Origin of the sequence: Frateuria sp. YIM B11624 (assembly GCF_049727805.1) — a bacterium.
Classification (GTDB): Bacteria; Pseudomonadota; Gammaproteobacteria; order Xanthomonadales; family Rhodanobacteraceae; genus Frateuria_A.
The window spans coordinates 49,680-69,225 of sequence record NZ_JBCNYA010000023.1; the positions used below are offsets into that span (position 1 = coordinate 49,680).

Sequence of the window (19,546 nt, forward strand, 5' to 3'; positions counted from 1 at the left end):
GTGGCCGTCAGGCAAGCGGTATCATCGGGGGCAGCAACCGGATGGGTCGAACGTGTCAGCCAAGCTCCACTCACATCACGTCGAAGACGCCGAGAGTTTCGTCGCCGCGGTCGAGCAGGCCAGCGAGGACCGCGGCCTGCGGCTGACTCCGCTGCGCAAGGAAGTACTGGAACTGGTCGCCGCGGCGGGCAAGCCGGTCAAGGCGTATGACCTGCTCGATCACTTGCGCGAGCGCCACGGCAATGCGGCGCCGCCGACGGTCTATCGCGCGCTCGATTTCCTGCTCGAGCAGGGCTTCATCCACAAGCTCGAATCCATCAACGCCTATGTTTCCTGCCACCATCCGGCCGAGGCGCACCAGGTACCGTTCCTGATCTGCGACAACTGCGCCAGCGCCCAGGAAGTCTGCGATGCGCGTGTCGCCGAACTGATCGAGGCGCAGGCACGCGCCTTCGGCTTCCGGCCGCAGGCGCAGACGCTGGAAGTCCATGGCCTGTGCAAGCACTGCCGCAAGGGCTGAGCAGGAAAGCGAAAAAGTGCGGGGCGCGATACATCCCGTATCGCGCCCCGCGTTTTTCCGGCGTTGGCGGGGAGGGAACGTTGCCGCACCGGAAAACCGGATGTTCGGGAGAGCAGGCCCCGCGGCCTGCGTTCAGCCATTCTGGAACGCGGTTGCGACGGTCCGGTTGACCACCGGTTGCCGGTCCATGACAGGCGGACCGTTATAATGTAACATCACTTGCAGCCTCCACCGACCTCACCGATGGACCGACCTTCGACATCCCGCGCATGGCAGGCCGCCGACCGTCTCGGCGCGATCGCCTCGTTCCTGTGCGCGATCCACTGCGCGGCGCTGCCTTTCGTGCTCGCCATGCTGCCGCTGGTGGGACTGGAATTCCTTGCCGATCATCGCTTCGAACGGGCCTTCGTGGTGTTTGCGTGCGCGCTGGCGCTGCTCACCCTGGTCAACGGCTACCGGCGGCACCACCGACCGGCGCCGCTGCTTCTGGCGTTTCCCGGGTTGTTGCTGCTGCTGCTCGGCGTCACGGTGGCGGAACAATATCCGATCACGTTGCACAGCGTGCTGGTCACCTGCGGCGGCGTGCTGCTGGCAAGCGCGCATTTCGTCAACCTGCGGCTGGATCGCCGCCAGCCGCACGTGCATGCCCCCGGCTGCGCGCATTGAGCGCGCGGTGATTGTGTAACGCGAAGGGGCGTTCCTACGATGTCGCGATGATCGAGCCGCACGACCACCCGCACCCGCATCACGACGACGACCACGGGCACTCCGGCGCACGCGGACGCAAGCTGCTGGTCGCCTTCCTGCTCACCCTCTTGATGCTGCTGGCCGAGGCCGTCGGCGGCCTGTGGTCCGGCTCGCTGGCGCTGCTTGCCGATGCCGGGCACATGATGGTCGATGCGCTCGCGCTCGCGCTGGCCTTTATCGGGGCGCGGCTTGCGCTGCGCCCGGCCGACGCGCGTCGCAGCTATGGCTACGGACGACTGGAAGTGCTGGCGGGTTTCGTCAATGCCTTGACCCAGTTCGTGCTGGTCGGCTTCATCGCCTACGAGGCGGTAACCCGGCTGATGCACCCGGGCCCGATCCTGTCCGGCGTGATGTTGGCGGTGGCCGCGGTGGGCCTGTTGGTCAACCTGGTGGTGCTACGCGTCCTGCACGGCCATGCCCACGACGACGTCAACATGGCCGGTGCCAGCCTGCACGTGCTGGGCGACCTGCTCGGTTCGTTCGGCGCGGTGCTCGCGGCACTGGCGGTGCGCTTCATGGGCTGGAACTGGGCCGATCCGGTGCTCTCGCTGCTGGTCTCGCTGCTGATCCTGGGCGGCGCCTGGCGCTTGCTGCGCAAGTCGGCACACATCCTGCTCGAGGGCGTGCCCGAGGACCTGGACGTGGGCGAGGTCGAACAGGCCCTGCGCCAGGCCGACGCGTCCATCCGCGACATCCACCACCTGCACGTGTGGCAGCTGGCCTCCGGCTCGCGCATGGCGACCCTGCATGCCCAGGTGAGCGACGGCGATGGGGCCGGTGCCATCGCTGCGATCCATGGCCTGCTGCGCCAGCGCTTCGGCATCCTGCACGTGACCGTGCAGGTGGATGCGGGGCCGTGCACCGACCACGCGCGCGACTGTCTCGGGCACGGACACCATTGAGCGGACACGGCGGGCCATGCCCCGTCGATGGCGCGCACGGTGCCGGCCCGGCAGGACCTCGCGGGCACTGGAATCCCCTTGCGCTTTGCCCCTTCGCTGCTACGATGTCGGGCCATTCACGCATTACGAATCAAGGAGTTCCCATGGGTAAGGGCGATCGCAAGACCCGTCGCGGCAAGACCTATCGTGGCAGCTACGGCAACACCCGCGCGCACGATGCGCAGCCGGCCGTGGTCGGCGCCAAGACCAACGTGACTAAGCCGGCCGCCGCCAAGAAGGCCGCGCCGAAGAAGAAGTCCGCCTGAGCGAATCCGCTCGCGGTCCCGAAAGCCCTCGCCGAAAGCGGGGGCTTTTTTTTTGCATTCCGCGGCGATTAACCGGGGAAGACACGCGCTTCACCGCGGGCATGGAAACGTGCGGCAGGCAGGGGCGCAGCGGAGTTGGCATGAACGCAATCGAGCTTTTGAAGCAGGACCACAAGAACATGAAGGCGCTGCTGGAGGAACTGGCCGGCACCACCACGCGTGGCGTGAAGAAGCGCAAGGAGTTGCTGCAGAAGATCCAGACCAACCTCACGGTCCACAACGCCATCGAGGAGGAGATCTTCTATCCGGCGTTCAAGAAAGCCGGTGACGGCAAGGACGACGCCAAGATGTACTTCGAGGCGCTGGAGGAACACCGCGCAGCGGGCGAGCTGGTGTTGCCGGACCTGCTCCGGACCGAGGTCGACAGCGAGAAGTTTTCCGGTCGCGCCAAGGTGCTCAAGGAATTGTTCGAGCACCACGCCGATGAAGAAGAAAAGGAGATGTTCAAGCGCGCCAGGGCGCTGATGGGCAAGGAGGCGCTGGAAACACTGGGCGACCAGCTCGCCAGGCGCAAGGTCGAACTGAAGAAGCAGGCCGAAGCGGCCTGAGGTGGCAGAGAAGATGGCGGAAACAGGCCAGCGCGGTCACGAGGCGTCCTTCGAGCCGGAACGCAGCGCCCTGCTGATCGTCGACATGCTCAACGACCTCGAATTCGAGGGCGGCGAGGAACTGCTCGAACAGGCCATGCCGGTGGCCAGCGCGATCGGGCACCTGCGCGACTGGTACCACGCGCACGGCCTGCCGGTGATCTACGCCAATGACAACTTCGGCCGCTGGCACGCCGACCTTGCCAAGGTCATCGAGCACTGCCGGCGGGTCGGCTCGCGCGGCGGCGTGTTGAGCGATGGCCTGCTGCCGGGCGTAGAGGACTACTTAGTCCTCAAGCCGCGCCATTCGGCGTTCTACGAAACGCCGCTTTGCACGCTGCCGGAGAAGCTCGAGGTCGACGCGCTGGCCCTGGTCGGCATCGCCGGCGACGACTGCGTGCTGCGCACCGCGCTGGACGCGCAGATGCGCCGGTTTGCGCTATGGGTGCCGGCCGACGGTATCGCCTCGCAGACGACCTTGCGCAACCAGCGCGCGCTTTCCTGCATGCAGGAGGTCGCCAAGGCCGACATCAATCGCATCGACGCGCGCCTTCCGGAATGGGACAACACTCAGCGGAGCCAGAAGATGACCAGCCACGACCGCAAAGACATCAAGCATCCCGATTGCGTCAAGCCGCAGCGCCAGGAGACCGAGAACGAGCGGCAGGGCCGCAAGGCACACGAGAGCGAGCTGACCGACGAGGCGGTGGAGGAAACCTTCCCCGCCAGCGATCCGGTGTCGCCCTTCATTCCGGCCAAGACGCCGGAGGACTGAGCCCGGCGGACTGGCCGAGCGATCGCTTCCGACTGAGTGGCGAGGGAACTTGGAGAAGGCTCGCGTGGGGCCGCCGCGCCTGTGAAGATGAGTTACAGCGTCGCCGGCGCGCCGCCGATCCACAGCGCCCGCAGCAGGTCGCCACCGATCCAGTAGCAAAGCTCGGCGGGCGTGCGGGTGTTCCAGGCCGCCAGGTCCGCCCGCTGTCCCACCGCCAGCGTGCCGCGGTCGGACAGGCCGAGCGCGCGGGCGGCATTCACCGTGACGCCGCGCAGCGCTTCCTCGGGCGTGAGCCGGAACAGCGTGCAGGCCATGTTCGCCGCCAGCCGCAGCGAGAGCAGCGGGGACGTGCCCGGATTGCAATCGGTGGCGACCGCGATCGGCACGCCATGCGTGCGCAATGCATCGATCGGCGGCAGGCGGGTTTCGCGCAGGGCATAGAAGGCGCCGGGCAGCAGCACCGCCACGGTGCCGGCCGCCGCCATGGCGCGGATGCCCGATGCGCTGAGGTGCTCCAGATGGTCGGCCGAAAGCCCGCGATATTCGGCTACCAGTGCCGCACCGTCGAGGTCGGACAATTGCTCGGCATGCAGCTTGGCCGGAATGCCCCGCGTCCTGGCTCGCTCGAACACGCGCGCGGTTTCTTCGCGACTGAAGCCGATGCCTTCGCAGAAGGCATCCACCGCGTCGACCAGGCCTTCGGCGGCCAGGGCCGGCAGCATCGTGTCGCTCACCAGCGCGACGTAGTCCGCGCGCCGCTCGCGATACTCCGGCGGCAGCGCATGCAGGCCGAGGAAGCTGGTGCGCACGCCGATGCCCAACACCTCGCCGATGCGCCGCGCCACCCGCAGCATGCGCCGCTCGGCCGCCAGCTCCAGTCCGTAGCCGGACTTGATCTCCACGGTGGTCACGCCGTCGCGCAGCAGCGCCCGTGCGCGCGGCAGGCTCTGCCGCAGCAGTTCGTCCTCGTCGGCGGCGCGAGTGGCGCGGACGGTCGAGGCGATGCCGCCGCCTGCGCGTGCGATCTCTTCGTAGCTGGCGCCATTGAGGCGCAGGTCGAACTCGTGCGCGCGGTCGCCGCCGAACACCAGGTGCGTATGGCAGTCGACCAGGCCGGGGGTGACCAGCGCGCCGTCGAGGGATTGGATCGTTGCGGCCAGCGTCTCGGGCGCGCCGGAAAGCTCCGCGACGGGACCGACCCAGGCAATGCGACCGTCCTTCAACGCCAGCGCACCGCGTTCGATCAGCCCGAACGGTCGGTCGCCGGCGAAGGTGGCCAGCGTGGCGTCGAGCAGCAGGTGGTCCCAGCGGGGCGTGGTCATGGCTGTTCCCGGGAAACGGGGGTGTCGGGGGGAGCGGCCGGTTCGTCGAAGGCGGAGCTCGGCCCGACGTGTTCGACCGGCTCCGGCGGCAGGTGGTGGGCGGCCTGCTGGCGTTCGAACTCCTGCACCAGCCGTTCGGCGAAATCCTTGTAGACGGGCGTGGGGCTGAGCAGCGACGACGCGGCGCGGGCCAGCAGGCAGGCGGCCATGACCGGAATGATCATCGCCTGGTTGTCGGTCAGCTCCATCGCGATCACTGCCGAGGTGAGCGGCGCGCCGGTGACGCCGGAGAGGTATGCGCTCATGCCCAGCAGCACCACCGCGGCGGCCGGCACGCCGGGCAGGAAGTGCGCGATGTTCTGCCCAAGCCCGGCGCCTACCGCGAGCGCCGGCGAGAAGATGCCGCCGGGAATGCCGGCCCAGTACGACACCACGTTGGCGGCGAGCTTGGCCAGGCCGAAGCTCTCGCCGGGCGTGACCGCCGCCTGCTGCACGATGGCGCGCGCCTGGTCGTAGCCGGTGCCGTAGACCGTCCCGTGGCACAGCACGCCGAGCACCGCCAGCACCAGCCCGCAGCCGGTGGCGAAGGCGACCGGCCAGCGCGCGCGCAGCGCGCCGATGCGCGCCAGCGGGCCGCGCCGGCTGAGCAGGATCAACCGTGCGAACAGCCCCCCCAGCAGGCCGCAGACGACCCCGCACAGCAGCACCGCCAGCCAGGCATGGCCCAGCGGCAGGCTGGCCTCCACCTCACCGAAATAGGCGTAGTTGCCCATCACGCCCAGCGACACCACGCCGCCGACGATCACCGCGGTGAGCAGCAGGCCGCTGAAGCGGTGCTCGAAGGTGCCGGCCAGTTCCTCGATGGCGAACACCACGCCGGCGAGCGGCGTGTTGAACGCCGCCGCGATGCCGGCCGCACCGCCGGCCAGGATGAAGCGCGAGGCCGCCTTCGGATCGCTGAAACCGAAGCGCCGGGCGAAGGTGTAGAAGAGTCCGGCGCCCACGTGCACGGTCGGGCCCTCGCGCCCGATCGAGGCGCCGGCGGCGAGCGCGACCAGCGTGAGCAGCATCTTGCCGGCGGCGATCGGCAGCGAAAGCATGTTCTTCCGGAACGATTCGTCCTCGACGTGCAGCGTCGCGATCGCCTGCGGAATGCCGCTGCCGCGGGTGGCGCGGAAGCGGCCGGCGGTGGACCAGGACAGCAGGCCGAATACCGCGGGCGTGAGGATCAGCGGGATCCACACGCCATGCGCCAGGATGCGCAGGAACAACTGGTAGGCCCAGGTGCTGGCCTTGGCGAACAGGATCGCCGCCAGCGCGACCAGTATCGCGCCGCTCCACAGCGCGATGCGCCGCTTCCACTGGTGCGGGGCGAAGAATTCGTGGCCGAGCAGGGCCTGCAGGCGCGGGTTCGAGGCGGGCATCGGGCGATTATCGCAGACCCCGCGCGATGGCAGGTCTCCATATGCGAGAGGGGTCCCGCCCCGGCTACAACGGCTGCGGCCGCCAGCGCATCTCGTACAGGTCAAAGCGCCGGTCCTTGAGGTTGGTCACGGCGCCGGCATTGCGCGCGCGGGCCAGGCTCTCCAGCCGCAGGTCGGCGAACAGCACTGTTTCGATGTTGGGCGTGGAGTCCGCCGCCACGCCGTCGCGCGCGAACGGGAAGTCGCTGGGCGTGAGGATGCAGCTTTGCCCGTACTGGATGTCGAAGTTGTTGACGCCTGGCAGGTTGCCCACGTTGCCCGAGAGCACCACGTAGCACTGGTTCTCGATCGCGCGCGCCTGCGCGCAGTAGCGCACGCGCAGGTAGCCTTCGCGCACGTCCGTGCAGAAGGGTACGAACAGGATCAGCGCGCCCTGGTCGACCAGGTGCCGGGCGACCTCGGGGAACTCCGCGTCGTAGCAGATCATCACGCCGATCGGGCCGCAGTCGGTCTGGATCGTCGCTGCGCTCTCGCCGCCGGTGATGTTCCACACGTTGCGCTCGCTGGGCGTGGGATGCAGCTTCTCGCGTTCGTGCAGCGAGCCGTCGCGCAGGCACACGTAGCAGACGTTGTGGATGTCGCCATTGGGCTGCTCGGTCGGATGCGAGCCGGCGATGATGTTGATGTTGTAACGCACTGCCAGCCGGCTGAAGAGCTCCTTCACCTGCGGCGTGTAGTGGCTGAGCTTGCGGATCGCCGCGACCGCGGAAAGCTCCTCGTTCTCGATCGACAGCAACTGCAGCGTGATCAGCTCGGGAAAGGCGACGAAGTCGGCGTTGTAGTCGGCGGCGATGTCGGTGAAGTACTCCACCTGCGTGGCGAACTCCTCGAACGAGCGGATCCGTCTTTGCAGGTACTGCACCGAGGCTACCCGCACCAGGTCCGGCAGGTGCTTCGGCGAGGGGATCGAGGGGATGTCCGGATGGTCGAGCAGGGCAGGGTTGCGCCACACCAGGTGCACCGCCCAGCCCAGCGATTCGTGGTCCGAGGGCACGTAGGCGCGCAGCAGGCCGATCACCTCGAAGCCGTTGGCAAGCTGGAAGCTCAGCGTGGCGTCGCGCCGCGCGCCGGACACCACCGCCTGCGTGTAGTTCTCGGCGCTGCCGTAGCGAGCGATGTTCCTGGCCAGGCCGGGAATGCGTCCGCCGAACACGATGCCGCGCAGCTTCAGGTCCATGCACAGCCGCTTGCGGGCGTGGTATAGCCGCTGGCCGATGCGCATGCCGCGGTAGTCCGGATGCACCACCACCTCCATGCCATACAGCCAATCGCCGTCGGCCTTGTGCCGCGAGGCCATGCCGCCGCCGGTGATCTGCGTCCAGGTATGCGGCTTGAGCGCGGTGGCCTCGTCGATGCGGAACGTCGCGCAATAGCCGACCACCTTGCCCGCGTACTCGACGACGAACTGGCCTTCGGGGAAGTGGGTCTGCTGGGAGCGCAGCATCTCGGCCGAATGGCCCCATTCGGGCGAGTACACGCGCGCGGTGAGATCGACCAGGGCAGGCACGTCGTCCGGCCGGGCCTGGCGCAGCAGCAGCTTGGCGGTTTGCTCGGGCGTCTTCTTGGGCATGGCGGCAGTATCCAAAACGGTTTGTGGTGGAATCGTCGGCCGGACGTGGCCCTTTCCCCATCCGGCATTCCCCATCCGGCAGGGGAAGGCTCAGGCTCCCCCGCTACACTGGTGGCCTCGCCCGGGAGATGCCCATGACCCAGTCCAACCGCCTCCGCCGCTGCCATGCCGGCCACCTGTGGCAGGACGATGGCTGGACCCGCGACGGCATCTTCGGCATCGACGCCGACGGCACGCTGCAGGCGGTGGAGGACGGTCCGGCCGAGACGCTCGGCACCTGGGTGCTGCCGGGCATGCCCAACCTGCATTCGCACGCCTTCCAGCGAGCCATGGCCGGCCTGGCCGAGCGGCGCGGAAGAATGGATGACAGTTTCTGGAGCTGGCGCGAGACCATGTACGCCTTCGCCGCCGCGATCGGCCCGGACGACCTCAAGGCGATCGCCGCCCAGCTCTACGTGGAGATGCTCAAGGCCGGCTACACGCAGGTCTGCGAGTTCCACTACCTGCACCACCGGCCCGACGGCGCCCCGTACGCGCAAGCCGAGGCGATGTCGCTGGCGCTGGTCGATGCGGCGCGCGAGGCCGGCATCGCGTTGACCCTGCTGCCGGTGCTGTACATGCGCGGCGGCTTCGACGGCCGTCCGCTGGGCGTCCGGCAGCGTCGCTTCGGCCACGAGGTGGACGCCTACCTGCGCCTACTCCAGTCCCTGCGCGCGATCGAGGCCGACGACCTGTGCGTGGGCGTCGCGCTGCACTCGTTGCGCGCCGTGCCGGAGGACGCCCTGCAGGCGGTGCTCGCCAGCGGCCTGGCGCAGCAGGGGCCGATCCACATCCACATCGCCGAGCAACTGGGCGAGGTGCAGGACTGCCTGTCGATCCGCGGCGCCCGCCCGGTCGAATGGTTGCTGGACCATGCCGAGGTCGATGCGCGCTGGTGTCTGGTGCACGCGACCCACCTGAGCGACGACGAAACCGCGCGCGTGGCGCGCAGCGGTGCGGTCGCCGGGCTGTGCCCGACCACCGAGGCCAACCTGGGCGACGGACTGTTTCCGCTGGCCGACTACCTCGATGCGGGCGGCACGCTGGGCATCGGTTCGGACTCGCACATTTCCGTCTCCCCGGTGGAGGAACTGCGCTGGCTCGAATACGGCCAGCGCCTGGCCACCCGTCATCGCAACATCGCCGCGCGGCACGAAGGCGCGAGCGTCGGGAACACCTTGTGGCGGGCTGCGCTCAAGGGCGGCGCACAGGTGGCGGGACTGCCGGTCGGCGCACTGCAGCCGGGCCGGCGTGCCGACCTGCTGGTGCTCGACGACGGCTCGCCGCTGCTCGCCGCGCGCGAGGAGCCGGCGCTGCTGGACAGTTTCGTCTTCGCCGGCAACGCGCCGCTGGTGCGCGACGTGATGTGCGGCGGCCGCTGGGTGGTGCGCGGTTTCCGTCACCACGACGAGGAGCGCATCGCACAGCGCTACCGCGACACGGTACAGCGCCTAAGGCAGGTGTAACGGACCGCGATTCCTGGCTGAACGGCAGGTATGGCCGGAGCGCTGGCGCGTCATCGGCCCATGGGCGTGGGCGTTCTGGCGCTCACATCCCTACGCGAGGTTCCACCCATGCGTCGTACGTCGCTGTTCACCGCCGCCCTGCTGCTGGCAGGCAGTCTGTCGCTCGCCGGTTGCGTGGTCGTGCCGGCCCACCGCGCCCGCGTCTGGGTCCCCGGCCACTGGGCCTCTCACCACGTCTGGGTCGAGAGCCACTGGCGTTACCGCTGAGCGACACACCCGGCGCGCCGGGTGCGCGCGTCAGGCCAGGCGCTCGCGCAGGAAATCGATGAACACGCGCAGCTTCGGCGGCACCTGCTGGCGGCTCGGATAGAACAGGTGGAAGCCATCGAACGGTGGCGTCCATGCGTCGAGCACCGTCTCGAGCCGGCCGGCCGCGACGTGGTTGCGCACCATCGGTTCCAGGACATGCGCCAGCAACACGCCGTCGAGTGCGGCCTGGATCGTCGGCGGCGGCTCGTTGGCGATCAGCGGACCGTCGACGTCGACATCGAACCAGCGCCCGCGTTGCTTGCCGGCCGGGTGCGCGAACTCCCAGCGGTAGATCGCGCCCGAGCCGGTGTAGCGGAAGCGCGCGCACGCGTGCTGTGCCAGCTCGCGCGGATGCGCGGGCCGGCCATGCCGCGCGAAGTAGTCGGGTGAGCCCACCACCACCGAGCGCAGCGGACCGCCCAGCGGCACGGCCACCACGTCGCGTGCCAGCCGCTCGCCGAGCCGGATGCCGGCATCGATGCCCTGCGCGACCAGGTCGGTGAGCGTGTTGTCGCCGAGCAGCTCCAGCGTGACCTGCGGGTAGGTGCGCAGGAAATCGCCCAGCACCGGCACGATCAACTGGTCGATCAGGTTGCGCGGCGCGGTGACGCGCAGCAGGCCGGCCGGGCGTTCGCCGTGCTGGCGCAGGGCCTCGACCGCCTCGTCGATTTGCGCCAGCGCCGGCGTGATGCGCTCGAGGAACAGGCGGCCGGCCTCGGTCAGGCCCACCTTGCGCGTGCTCCGTTGCAGCAGCCGCACGCCCAGCCGTTGCTCGAGCTGGCGCAGGGTCTGGCTCAGCGCCGACGGCGTGACCTCCAGCGTGGCCGCGGCGCGGGTGAAGCTGCCATGCCGCGCGATCGCGTGGAAGGCGCGCAGGGCAGGAGTGTGGTCGTCGCGCATTGTTTAGGCATGCTTAAAAAAGCATGCAGAGCATCGGGATTTTTCCGCGCAATCGCAAGGTGCAGACTTTGCCGCGTTCCCCAACAGGAGTCCCGCCATGCTCGACCGCTACTACACCCTCGGCCGCTCCGGCCTGCGCGTCAGCCCGCTCGCGCTGGGCACCATGACCTTCGGCGAGAACTGGGGCTGGGGTGCCGGCGAAGACACCGCCCGCGCGATGTTCGACCGCTACCTCGCCGCCGGCGGCAACTTCATCGACACGGCCGACCTCTACACCGAGGGCCACAGCGAAACCCTGCTGGGCAAGTTCATCGAACAGGCCGGCGCGCGCGACCGCGTGGTGCTCTCCACCAAGTTCAGCTACAACGCGCAGCCGGGCAACCCGAACGCGGGCGGCAACGGGCGCAAGAACATCCTGCGCGCGCTGGACGGCTCGCTGCGCCGCCTGCGCACCGATTACATCGATCTCTACCTGCTGCACACCTGGGACCGCATCACGCCGGCCGAGGAAGTGCTGCAGACGCTGGACGACCTGGTGAGCGCGGGCAAGATCCGCCATGCCGGCCTGTCCGACGTACCGGCGTGGTACGCCGCGCACATGCAGACGCTGGCCCGCGCGCATCACCTGCATCCGCTGGTCAACCTGCAACTGCAGTATTCGCTGGTGGAGCGCAACATCGAGCGCGAGTACGTGCCGCTGGCGCAGGAGCTCGGCATGGGCATCACCGCGTGGAGTCCCTTGGCGATGGGCCTGCTCTCGGGCAAGTACAAGCCCAGCGAGGCCGGGCGTGACGGCGAAGGCGAAGGGCGCCTGCAGGCGGTCAAGACGATGGGCCTGCCGTCGCTGATGGACAAGTTCACGCCGCGCAACTGGGCGGTCGTGGCCGAGGTCGAGCAGGTGGCGCGCGAGAGCGGGCTGAGCATGGCGCAGGTCGCGGTGCAGTGGGCCGCGCGCCAGCCCGGCCTGGGTTCGGTGATCCTGGGTGCGCGCAACCTGCAACAGTTCGAGGACAACCTCGCCGCGCTGGAGCGTCCGCTGGATGAAGCCGCGATGCGCCGCCTGGATGTCATTTCCGCCCTGCCGTCGCAGTTCCCCTACAGCTTCTTCGAGCCGACCCAGCAGGTCGGCATCCACGGCGGCGTGGGCGTCGGCGACAAGCCGGCGGGCTATGCGTCGCCGACCTGGATCGAACCGGCTCCGGCGCCGGTGTTCACGCCGGATGCGGGCAGCGCGGCGCGGCGGTAGTCGCGCGGCGTCATGCCGAAGCGGTGATGGAACAGCTCGCCGAAATGCGAGGGGGTGGAGAAGCCCAGGTCGTAGGCGATCGCGGCGACACTCTGTCCGGTCTCCAGCAGGCGCCGGCTGGCCAGGTGCAGGCGGTGCGTGCGGACGTAGTCGCTCCAGCTCATGCCGACCTGCTGCTTGAAGCGGCGGCTGAAGTAGGCAGGCGACAGCGCGCACAGCGCCGCGGCCTGTTCCGCGCCGGGCGCGCCGGCCGGATCGCGGCGCAGCCGGTCGATGGCCGGGCGCAGGCGCTGCAGTGCGGCGGCCTGGGCGGCGACCTTCCTGCCGCCGACCATCGGCGCGCGCACCGCTGCGCGCAGCAGCGCCTCGGCCAGCGGCAACGCCAGGGGATCGGCCGCCGGCAGTTCGGCGAGCCATTCGGCCAGCGCCGTCAGCCGCCGATGCATCGCCGGATCGGGCAGGGCGCAGAACGGTTCGCGCAGGCGTTCCAGGCCGGGTGAACGCGCCAGCGCCTCGCCGGCAGCAGCCTCGATCTGCACCAGCACCCAGTCGCGCGGTCCTGCCTGGAGCGCGAAGTCGTGCTGGCGCATCGAAGGCACGAACGCCAGTGAGCGCGGCGCCAGCGGGTAGCGGCGGTCCTCAGCGGTGAAACGACCGCCGACGGCGCCGAACAGCACCAGTTCGTGCACGTCGTGGAAATGCACGAACGGATCGCTGGCCGGGGTCTGGCGTCCCTGCCGCACGCGCTCGGCGCGCACGGGCGCGCCGGGGCGCAGCTCGACCGGCTCGCAGATCGGGCGGTCGAGGTGCGGCAGTGCCATGGGTTCTCCGTCGGTTGGTCCGTCAGTCGGTGCCGAGCAGCCTCACTTGCATCGGATGCAGAATCGCATCGAGCGGACCGGCGGGATGGTCGTCGAGCAGGTTGCGCCAGTGTGCCGCGGCGGGCAACGCCTCGCCGAGCGCCGGGCGCGCGTCAGTATCGCCGAGATTGACCAGCAGCAGCGTGCGCCGCGTGCCTTGCGTGCGCAGGATGCACAGCACCGCGGAGGCGTCGTCGCAGAGGATGCGCTGGTCGCCCCGGCGCAGTTCAGGCCGGTCGTGGCGCAGCGCCAGCAGCGTGCGGTACCACGCGTACAGCGAATCCGGATCGGACTGTTCCTCTTCCAGCGAAACGCCGTCGTGCGAGCGGTTGTAGCGACCGGTCCACCAGCGCTCGCCGCCGCGGTACCAGATGGCCGAGCCGGCGGCGTCCAGGTCCGCCGTCCAGCGGAACGCCTCGCGCATGGGAATCTGGGTGGCGTCCGAGTCCTCGTGCGGCAGCGCCTTGCCGCGCATGCCCAGTTCCTGCCCGTAGTAGATCAGCGGTTCGCCCTTGAGCGTCAGTTCGATGGCGGCGCCGGCGCGTGCACGGGCCTGGTCGCCCTCGACGATCGACATGAAGCGGTCGATGTCGTGGTTTTCCAGCAGCAGCACCTGGTCCTTGCCCGGCGGCGTGATGGCGGCGGTCTCGCGCAGCGCCTTGACGATGGCGTGCTTGTCCAGTTGTACCAGCGCGCCGCGCAGGGGGAACGCGAACACCATGTCCGCATGGCCCTGTGTCAGCCACTGACCGCCGTAGCCCCAGCCGGCCTGCTCGGCGAGGATGCGCAGCTCCGGCCGGCGCGCCTTGAGCGCCTGGATCAGCGGCGTCCAGAAATCGGCGAACAGGTGCTTGTCCAGTCCCTTGTGGTCCAGGTTGTCCATCATGTGGTCCATGCGGAAGCCGTCGACGCCGTCGCGGCCGCTGCCGTCGCCGTGTGGGTCGGCCCAGTACAGCAGCAGCTCGCGGAAGTAACGCTGCACCTCGGGGTTGTGCAGATTCACCATGGCGATGCCGATGTCGCGGCCGTCGTAGCCGCGCCAGCGCGCGCGGTCGAGGAACGGTTCGGCGACGTGGTGCTGCGGATCGCGCCACAACAGGTAATCGGCGTACTTGCCGTGCGGCTTGCCGATCGAGTCGCGCCACCACGGATGGCCCTCGCCGACGTACTGGAATTCCTCGTCGAGGTAGACCTTCAGTCCGCGCGCGTGGGCGGCGCGCAGAAAGGCGAGGTAGTCCTCGCGCGTGCCATAGGTCGGCTCGACCGCGCGGAAGTCGGTGGCGAAGTAGTTGTGGTAATAGGGCGAAGGCTGCAGCGGCGTAAGCAGGATCGAGGTGATGCCCAACTGCCTGAGGTAGTCCAGGCGCGAGGTCAGGCCCTTCAGGTCGCCGATGCGGTCGCCATTGGAGTCGCGGAAGCTGCGTTCGAAGATCTGGTAGAAGACTTCGTCCTGCGGCGCGGCGCGTGGCGGTTCGACGCGTTGCGCGGCGACGGATGCCGTCGGCAGGAGCAGGGCGAGGACGAGCCATCGGGCCAGCTTTGCGAGGTTCATGCGGGTTCTCCGGTCGATTCGGTCATGAGAGCGAACGCACCCTTAGCGGCCACGCAGCACCTCACCGAAGAAGCGCAGCACGCCCTCCAGCGTGGCGCTCCAGTAGGGCCAGTCGTGTCCGCCCTCGCCCTCGACGTAGCGATGCGAGATGCCGGCTTCGAGCAGCGCACCGTGCAGTCCACGATTGGCGTCGATGTAGGGATCGTCGCGGCCGCAGTCGATGCGGATCGGCGGCAGCGGGGCGCGTGCGCCGGTCAGCGCCGCGAGCACGCTGCGGTCGGCGGGCGAGGCGCTCCAACCGGCGCGGTCTTCCTCGATCAATCGCTCGAATTGCGAGGCATCGGTAATCGCCGACAACGCGGCGGCGGCGGCGATCCGCGTCGGATGCTTGCCGGCCAGGCGCAGGGAGCCGAAGCCGCCCATGCTCAGGCCCGCCACCAGCAGCGGCGAGCGGTGCGTGCATCCTTCGACCACCTCGCGTGCCAGCGCCGGCATCTCGTCGAGGATCCAGCGTTCGGCGTCCGTGCCCGCCTGTTGCACGTAACCGGAACCGTCGCCCCAGAGCCCATCCGAAGGCATCAGCAAGGCGACCGGCGGCAGCACGCCTTGGTCGACCAGCCGCGCGGTCGTCAGGTGGGCCCGGCCCTTCAATGCCCACGCCCAGTGCGAGCCGAACACGCCGTGCAGCAGCACGACGATCGGGAGGTCGTCCAGGCCCCGCGCGGCCGGGGGGACGAACAGCGTGACGTCGGCGCGCCGCCCGAGCGCACGGCTCTTCACGGTGACGAACTCCAGCCCGGCGGCGGCCACCGCCGGATCGGACCGCTCGAGGGTGCGGAAGGGCGAATCGTCCTTCATGCGACGAGCAACACGCCCTTGGTGCTGCGGCCGTCCAGCATGTCCACGAAGGCGCGGTCCAGCGATTCCAGCCGATAGCGGTGGCTGACCAGCGAGGCCAGTTCCAGCAGGCCCTGGGCGTGCCAGTCGTACAGTCGCGGGAAGTCGCGGCTGGGCACGCAGCCGCCGTAGAGCGGTGCCATGTAGCGCTTGTTCCAGAACAGGTCCGTCAACGGCAGCGTGGCGGGGCCGTGCGCGCCGCTCACCTGCAGTGCGTTGCCGCCGTTGCGGACCAGTTGCAGCGGAAGGAACGCCAGTTCGGGCCGTCCGGTGGCCTCGAAGGCGTGGTCGGCGCCGCGCCCGCCAGTCAGTTCGCGCACCTCGGCGAGCAGGCGGACGTGGTCCGCATCGCCATCGGTCGACAACACATGGGTGGCGCCCAGTCGGACCGCGAGGTCGAGCCGAGCCGGCACGCGATCGATCGCGATGATCGTGCCGGCGCCGGCGATTCGCGCGCCCTGGATCACGTTCAGGCCCACGCCGCCACAGCCCAGCACGGCGACCGCATCGCCCGGCAGCACGTTCGCGACGTTGATCGCCGAGCCGACGCCGGTCATTACGGCACAGCCGAGGATGCAGGCCAGTTCCAGCGGGAGGTTCGGCGGCAGCGGCGTCACCGCTTCGGCGCGCACCAGCGCATGGCTGGCGAAGGTGCCGAGGTGGAACGCGCGATCGACCGGCCGGCCGCGCCAGCGCGTGCCGCCCGGATGCGCGCGGCTGTCGCCCAGCCGGGGCACGTCCAGCTCGTGCGTGCGCTCGCACAGGGGATCGGCGCCGCGCGCGCACTGGAAGCAATTGCCGCAGGGAATCGCCCAGTTGAGCAGCACCGGTTGCCCGACGACGAAACCCTCCACGCCTTCGCCGGTGGCTTCGACGTGGCCGGCGCCTTCGTGGCCCATGACCAGCGGCCCGGGCCAGCACAGCGAGGCGTGGTCGGTGTGGCAGACGCCCGCGGCGGCGATGGCCACGCGCACCTCGCCAGGACCCGGCGGGTCGACCTCGATCGTGTCGACCACGAAGCGGCCCTCGCCATCGGCGATCACGGCCGGACCGGTGACGGTCGCACTGCTCATGGCGCGGGTTCGAACAGCACCGGGTTCTTCGGCGTGTCGATCACCTGGCCGGGCACGGCGCCGGGGCACCAGCGTTCCCAGTCGGCGCGCTGCATGTGGTTCTCCGGCGCCTTCAGCCGCATGTCGCGATCCATGTAGATCACCGTCATCACCGAGCGCGGGCGGTCCGAGCGGTTGGGGCCGGCGCGGTGGAACGTCCAGCCCAGGTGGAAGCTCACCTCGCCCAGCGCGAACGGCTCATCCACCACGCGGAAGCCCTGCGCTTCCATGTTCGCGGTGATCGCCCGCTCGCTCTCGTCGGAAATGCCCAGGTCGCGGCCGAACTCCACCGACTGGCTGCCGGCGTAGAAGGCCAGCGGGCCCATCTCCTGCGGCACCGCCTGCAGCGGTACCCACGCGGTGATCGTGCGGTCGCTGGCCAGCGGCCAGTAGTACTGGTCGGCGTGCGAGGGAGTGATCCCGCCGTTGGGTTCCTTGTACAGCGACTGGTCGTGGTAGAGCCGCACGCCTTCGACCTGGAGCAGTGCCGCGGCGAGCCCGGCGAGGCGGCGGCCGAAGACGAATTCGCGCACGGTGTCGCTTTCCTCCCACAGGTTCATCACCTGCAGGAAGGCGCGGTCGTAGGTGCTGCGCTGCTCCAGCGGCAGGGTCTGGGTGTTGAGCGCGATGGTCAGCCGGGTGATCTCGGCGCCGTAGTGCATGAGCTCGTCCGCGCTGAAGACATCCTTGAGTCGGATGAAGCCGTCGCGGCGGAAGTCGGCCCGTTGGCGTTCGGACAGCGGGTAGGGGCGGGCGAGGTCGATCGTCATGCGGGGCTGAAGTCCGTGCGGGTTCCGGTCCATGGTAGGAACGGTGCCGCAGCATGGCATCGGCGAGGCTTGTCCAGCCGGCGGCCCGGACTATCGGATTCATGACCTGCCCGGGTCCGCTCCGGACGAGGCTCAGGCGACCGGCGCGGGTGCCGGCGCCGTGGCGCCCTGCACGCGCAGCGTGCACAGGCCGGCAAGGAACAGGCTCGCGCCGCCCAGCGCCAGCGCCCAGATCGGCTGCCCGTGGAAGAAGCGCCTGAGCAACTGGCCCAATACGCTGGCGGCGACCAGTTGCGGGATGACGATGAAGAAATTGAAGATGCCCATGTACACGCCCATCTTCGCCGGCGGCAGGTTGTCCGAGAGCATCGCGTAGGGCAGCGACAGGATCGATGCCCAGGCGAAACCCACCCCGACCATCGGCAGCAGCAGCCAGTGCGGGTCGCGGATCAGCAGGAACGACAAGAGTCCCGCGCCGCCCAGCCAGAGGTTCACCAGATGGGCGGCGCGCAGTCCCCACCAGCGCACCATCGAAGGGATGGCCAGCGCAGCCAGCGCGGCGAAGCCGTTGTAGGCGGCGAACAGCACGCCCACCCAGTTGGCACCGTCGTTGTAGGCGGCCGATTGCGGATCGATGTTGCCGAAATGCACCTGCGCCACCGCGGCGGTCGCGTAGATCCACATCGCGAACAGCGCGAACCAGGAGAACAACTGCAGCCAGGCGAGCCGGCGCATCGCCTGCGGCATCGTGCGCACGTCGGCCAGTACCTGCGCGAGCACGCCGCGGCTGCGCGTGCGGGCCAGCCAGAGCAGGGACAGGCCATAGGCGGCCAGTCCCGCGGCCAGCAGGTACATCTCCGGCTGCAGGCCCCACCACCGGATCAACGCCGCCCCGGCGACACCGGTGAACAGCCACGTTGTTCCGGTACGCGCGGCGCCGGCGCTGGCCGCCGCCGGAATGGCGGCGGGTGCGGCGAGGTCCGTGCCGAGCGCTTCGGGCGGATATTCGCGCGTGCTCGCCACGGTCCAGCCGACTGCGCCCAGCAGCACGATGCCGCCGGCGTAGAAGGCGAACTTGACCGTGTCGGGAATGGCGCCGGCAGGCGCGGTGTTGTCCACGCCGAACCGAGCCAGCAGCCACGGCATCGCCGAGGCGACCACCGCACCGATGCCGATGAAGAAACTCTGCATGGCGAACCCGAGCGGGCGCTGGCGCGGCGGCAACTGGTCGCCGACGAAGGCGCGGAACGGCTCCATCGACACGTTGATCGAGGCGTCCATCAGCCACAGCAGGGCCGCCGCGGTCCATAGTGTCGGTGCGTTCGGCATCCACAGCAGCGACAGGGCAGCAAGCAGCGCGCCGGCGAGAAAGTAGGGGCGGCGCCGTCCCAGCCGCGTCCAGGTGCGGTCGGAGCAGTAGCCGACGATCGGTTGCACCAGCAGCCCGGTGACCGGCGCGGCGACCCACAGCAGCGGGATGCGGTCCAGCGAGGCGCCCAGCGTCTGGAAGATCCGACTCACCTGCGCGGTCTGCAGCGCGAAGCCGAACTGGATGCCCAGGAAGCCGAAGCACATGTTCCAGATCTGCCAGAACGACAGGGCGGGTTGATTCCTCATGGCACTCGTCGTCGGCAGCGGGAAGGGGGCGGCGGGGCGTGCGGTCGCGCGACACGCAGGCTTCGCGCGCCGCTCCGTCGTCGGCGAAGGTAACCCGACCGCGAGGCAGTCGTTGCCTGCATACGTATGCAGCGGGAACGGCAGACGGCTTGCGGGCGTCAACCGCCCGGCAGGAACCGCAGGCCTGCGAGCGCCTCGCCCAGCCGCCGCCGCGCGTCGTCCTGCGCGAAGGGCGGCTTGGCCGGCGGGTCGTAGACCTCCGGACGCGTGCCGGTGATCACCAGGTCGATGGCGTAGCAGCGGCCGGCGTGGACCGCGCGATACGCGTCCACATTCAGGTAGTGGCTCATCGCCGCGTCCGCGGCATGGAAGCGGGTGAACGGTACGCCCGCGAGCGTGACCTGCGAGGCCTGGGCGGGGACGCCGCTGGACGGCACGTCCAGGCAATGCGCCTTCGCGTCGGCATCGTCGCCGATGCCGACGCGCAACTCGGCGGCAGTAATTTT

20 protein-coding genes and 1 pseudogene are annotated in these 19,546 nt (G+C 69.5%); 10 read left to right on the forward strand and 11 right to left on the reverse strand.

The window, feature by feature from the left end:
• Positions 1-52 precede the first annotated feature (52 nt).
• The 7 genes and pseudogenes from AAIL17_RS12670 (at position 53) to AAIL17_RS12700 (ending at position 3,896) form a co-directional block, all read left to right on the forward strand.
• The gene (locus AAIL17_RS12670; protein WP_424683208.1) at positions 53-520 is read left to right on the forward strand and encodes a transcriptional repressor; all 468 of its coding nucleotides are present in this window, start codon (positions 53-55) and stop codon (positions 518-520) included.
• A gap of 243 nt (positions 521-763) precedes the next feature.
• Positions 764-1,186 (forward strand): MerC domain-containing protein, encoded by a 423-nt coding sequence (locus AAIL17_RS12675; protein ID WP_424683209.1) that lies wholly within the window; start codon positions 764-766, stop codon positions 1,184-1,186.
• 47 nt (positions 1,187-1,233) lie between these two features.
• A complete protein-coding gene (locus AAIL17_RS12680) occupies positions 1,234-2,169 on the forward strand; it encodes a cation diffusion facilitator family transporter (protein ID WP_424683210.1) in 936 nt (311 codons plus the stop codon).
• A 143-nt stretch (positions 2,170-2,312) separates the two neighbouring features.
• Positions 2,313-2,474 (forward strand): 30S ribosomal protein THX, encoded by a 162-nt coding sequence (locus AAIL17_RS12685; protein WP_424683211.1) that lies wholly within the window; start codon positions 2,313-2,315, stop codon positions 2,472-2,474.
• Positions 2,475-2,614: 140 nt separating this feature from the next.
• Complete coding sequence (locus tag AAIL17_RS12690; protein ID WP_424683212.1) at positions 2,615-3,082, forward strand: hemerythrin domain-containing protein; 468 nt, start codon at positions 2,615-2,617, stop codon at positions 3,080-3,082.
• A 13-nt stretch (positions 3,083-3,095) separates the two neighbouring features.
• Positions 3,096-3,620 (forward strand): annotated as a pseudogene (locus tag AAIL17_RS12695) (cysteine hydrolase family protein); the annotation flags it as partial.
• Positions 3,621-3,707: 87 nt separating this feature from the next.
• Entirely contained in the window at positions 3,708-3,896 is a 189-nt protein-coding gene (locus tag AAIL17_RS12700) for a hypothetical protein (RefSeq protein WP_424683229.1), read from the forward strand.
• Between the two features lie 92 nt (positions 3,897-3,988).
• Here the strand turns inward: AAIL17_RS12700 and hutI are convergent, their stop codons facing one another.
• The 3 genes from hutI to AAIL17_RS12715 form a co-directional block, all read right to left on the reverse strand.
• Positions 3,989-5,218: an imidazolonepropionase gene (gene hutI, locus AAIL17_RS12705; RefSeq protein WP_424683213.1), complete on the reverse strand. Its 1,230-nt coding sequence runs from the start codon at positions 5,216-5,218 to the stop codon at positions 3,989-3,991.
• Positions 5,215-6,642 (reverse strand): chloride channel protein, encoded by a 1,428-nt coding sequence (locus tag AAIL17_RS12710; RefSeq protein WP_424683214.1) that lies wholly within the window; start codon positions 6,640-6,642, stop codon positions 5,215-5,217. Before AAIL17_RS12710 ends, hutI begins: the two co-directional genes overlap by 4 nt.
• Before the next feature lie 64 nt (positions 6,643-6,706).
• Complete coding sequence (locus tag AAIL17_RS12715; protein WP_424683215.1) at positions 6,707-8,272, reverse strand: GNAT family N-acetyltransferase; 1,566 nt, start codon at positions 8,270-8,272, stop codon at positions 6,707-6,709.
• Positions 8,273-8,406: 134 nt separating this feature from the next.
• Here AAIL17_RS12715 and AAIL17_RS12720 point away from each other — a divergent pair, with 134 nt between their 5' ends.
• On the forward strand, positions 8,407-9,777 hold the full coding sequence (locus tag AAIL17_RS12720; RefSeq protein WP_424683216.1) for a formimidoylglutamate deiminase: 1,371 nt from the start codon (positions 8,407-8,409) through the stop codon (positions 9,775-9,777).
• A gap of 108 nt (positions 9,778-9,885) precedes the next feature.
• The gene (locus tag AAIL17_RS12725) at positions 9,886-10,044 is read left to right on the forward strand and encodes a hypothetical protein (protein WP_424683217.1); all 159 of its coding nucleotides are present in this window, start codon (positions 9,886-9,888) and stop codon (positions 10,042-10,044) included.
• A 30-nt stretch (positions 10,045-10,074) separates the two neighbouring features.
• On the opposite strand, the gene AAIL17_RS12730 is transcribed toward AAIL17_RS12725, so the two are convergent.
• A complete protein-coding gene (locus AAIL17_RS12730) occupies positions 10,075-10,986 on the reverse strand; it encodes a LysR family transcriptional regulator (RefSeq protein ID WP_424683218.1) in 912 nt (303 codons plus the stop codon).
• Between the two features lie 97 nt (positions 10,987-11,083).
• Here AAIL17_RS12730 and AAIL17_RS12735 point away from each other — a divergent pair, with 97 nt between their 5' ends.
• Positions 11,084-12,232: an aldo/keto reductase gene (locus tag AAIL17_RS12735; protein ID WP_424683219.1), complete on the forward strand. Its 1,149-nt coding sequence runs from the start codon at positions 11,084-11,086 to the stop codon at positions 12,230-12,232.
• Here AAIL17_RS12735 and AAIL17_RS12740 read toward each other — a convergent pair.
• The 7 genes from AAIL17_RS12740 to AAIL17_RS12770 all read right to left on the reverse strand — a co-directional run.
• Positions 12,154-13,053 carry a helix-turn-helix transcriptional regulator gene (locus AAIL17_RS12740; protein WP_424683220.1) on the reverse strand — a complete coding sequence of 300 codons (900 nt, stop codon included), beginning with the start codon at positions 13,051-13,053 and terminating at the stop codon, positions 12,154-12,156. The two genes, AAIL17_RS12735 and AAIL17_RS12740, sit on opposite strands and share 79 nt — an antisense overlap.
• 22 nt (positions 13,054-13,075) lie before the next feature.
• Entirely contained in the window at positions 13,076-14,644 is a 1,569-nt protein-coding gene (locus tag AAIL17_RS12745; protein ID WP_424683221.1) for an alpha-amylase family glycosyl hydrolase, read from the reverse strand.
• 42 nt (positions 14,645-14,686) lie between these two features.
• Positions 14,687-15,502, reverse strand: coding sequence for an alpha/beta hydrolase (locus AAIL17_RS12750; protein WP_424683222.1), 816 nt, complete (start codon positions 15,500-15,502; stop codon positions 14,687-14,689).
• Positions 15,499-16,614 carry a zinc-binding dehydrogenase gene (locus AAIL17_RS12755; protein ID WP_424683223.1) on the reverse strand — a complete coding sequence of 372 codons (1,116 nt, stop codon included), beginning with the start codon at positions 16,612-16,614 and terminating at the stop codon, positions 15,499-15,501. The genes AAIL17_RS12750 and AAIL17_RS12755 overlap by 4 nt, the downstream gene beginning before the upstream one ends.
• Entirely contained in the window at positions 16,611-17,423 is an 813-nt protein-coding gene (locus tag AAIL17_RS12760) for a phytanoyl-CoA dioxygenase family protein (protein WP_424683224.1), read from the reverse strand. Before AAIL17_RS12760 ends, AAIL17_RS12755 begins: the two co-directional genes overlap by 4 nt.
• A gap of 132 nt (positions 17,424-17,555) precedes the next feature.
• The gene (locus AAIL17_RS12765; RefSeq protein WP_424683225.1) at positions 17,556-19,040 is read right to left on the reverse strand and encodes an MFS transporter; all 1,485 of its coding nucleotides are present in this window, start codon (positions 19,038-19,040) and stop codon (positions 17,556-17,558) included.
• Positions 19,041-19,198: 158 nt separating this feature from the next.
• A partial coding sequence (locus AAIL17_RS12770) for a hypothetical protein (protein ID WP_424683226.1) occupies positions 19,199-19,546 on the reverse strand: 348 nt, incomplete at its 5' end.

Coding starts and splice junctions, on each gene's coding strand:
- AAIL17_RS12740 (WP_424683220.1), bottom strand. CDS start 13,053: ATGGCACTGCCGCACCTCGACCGCCCGATCTGCGAGCCGGTCGAGCTG.
- AAIL17_RS12675 (WP_424683209.1), top strand. CDS start 764: ATGGACCGACCTTCGACATCCCGCGCATGGCAGGCCGCCGACCGTCTC.
- AAIL17_RS12755 (WP_424683223.1), bottom strand. CDS start 16,614: ATGAGCAGTGCGACCGTCACCGGTCCGGCCGTGATCGCCGATGGCGAG.
- AAIL17_RS12720 (WP_424683216.1), top strand. CDS start 8,407: ATGACCCAGTCCAACCGCCTCCGCCGCTGCCATGCCGGCCACCTGTGG.
- AAIL17_RS12710 (WP_424683214.1), bottom strand. CDS start 6,642: ATGCCCGCCTCGAACCCGCGCCTGCAGGCCCTGCTCGGCCACGAATTC.
- AAIL17_RS12765 (WP_424683225.1), bottom strand. CDS start 19,040: ATGAGGAATCAACCCGCCCTGTCGTTCTGGCAGATCTGGAACATGTGC.
- AAIL17_RS12700 (WP_424683229.1), top strand. CDS start 3,708: ATGACCAGCCACGACCGCAAAGACATCAAGCATCCCGATTGCGTCAAG.
- AAIL17_RS12715 (WP_424683215.1), bottom strand. CDS start 8,272: ATGCCCAAGAAGACGCCCGAGCAAACCGCCAAGCTGCTGCTGCGCCAG.
- AAIL17_RS12760 (WP_424683224.1), bottom strand. CDS start 17,423: ATGACGATCGACCTCGCCCGCCCCTACCCGCTGTCCGAACGCCAACGG.
- AAIL17_RS12745 (WP_424683221.1), bottom strand. CDS start 14,644: ATGAACCTCGCAAAGCTGGCCCGATGGCTCGTCCTCGCCCTGCTCCTG.
- AAIL17_RS12730 (WP_424683218.1), bottom strand. CDS start 10,986: ATGCGCGACGACCACACTCCTGCCCTGCGCGCCTTCCACGCGATCGCG.
- AAIL17_RS12735 (WP_424683219.1), top strand. CDS start 11,084: ATGCTCGACCGCTACTACACCCTCGGCCGCTCCGGCCTGCGCGTCAGC.
- AAIL17_RS12685 (WP_424683211.1), top strand. CDS start 2,313: ATGGGTAAGGGCGATCGCAAGACCCGTCGCGGCAAGACCTATCGTGGC.
- AAIL17_RS12725 (WP_424683217.1), top strand. CDS start 9,886: ATGCGTCGTACGTCGCTGTTCACCGCCGCCCTGCTGCTGGCAGGCAGT.
- AAIL17_RS12690 (WP_424683212.1), top strand. CDS start 2,615: ATGAACGCAATCGAGCTTTTGAAGCAGGACCACAAGAACATGAAGGCG.
- AAIL17_RS12750 (WP_424683222.1), bottom strand. CDS start 15,502: ATGAAGGACGATTCGCCCTTCCGCACCCTCGAGCGGTCCGATCCGGCG.
- hutI (WP_424683213.1), bottom strand. CDS start 5,218: ATGACCACGCCCCGCTGGGACCACCTGCTGCTCGACGCCACGCTGGCC.
- AAIL17_RS12680 (WP_424683210.1), top strand. CDS start 1,234: ATGATCGAGCCGCACGACCACCCGCACCCGCATCACGACGACGACCAC.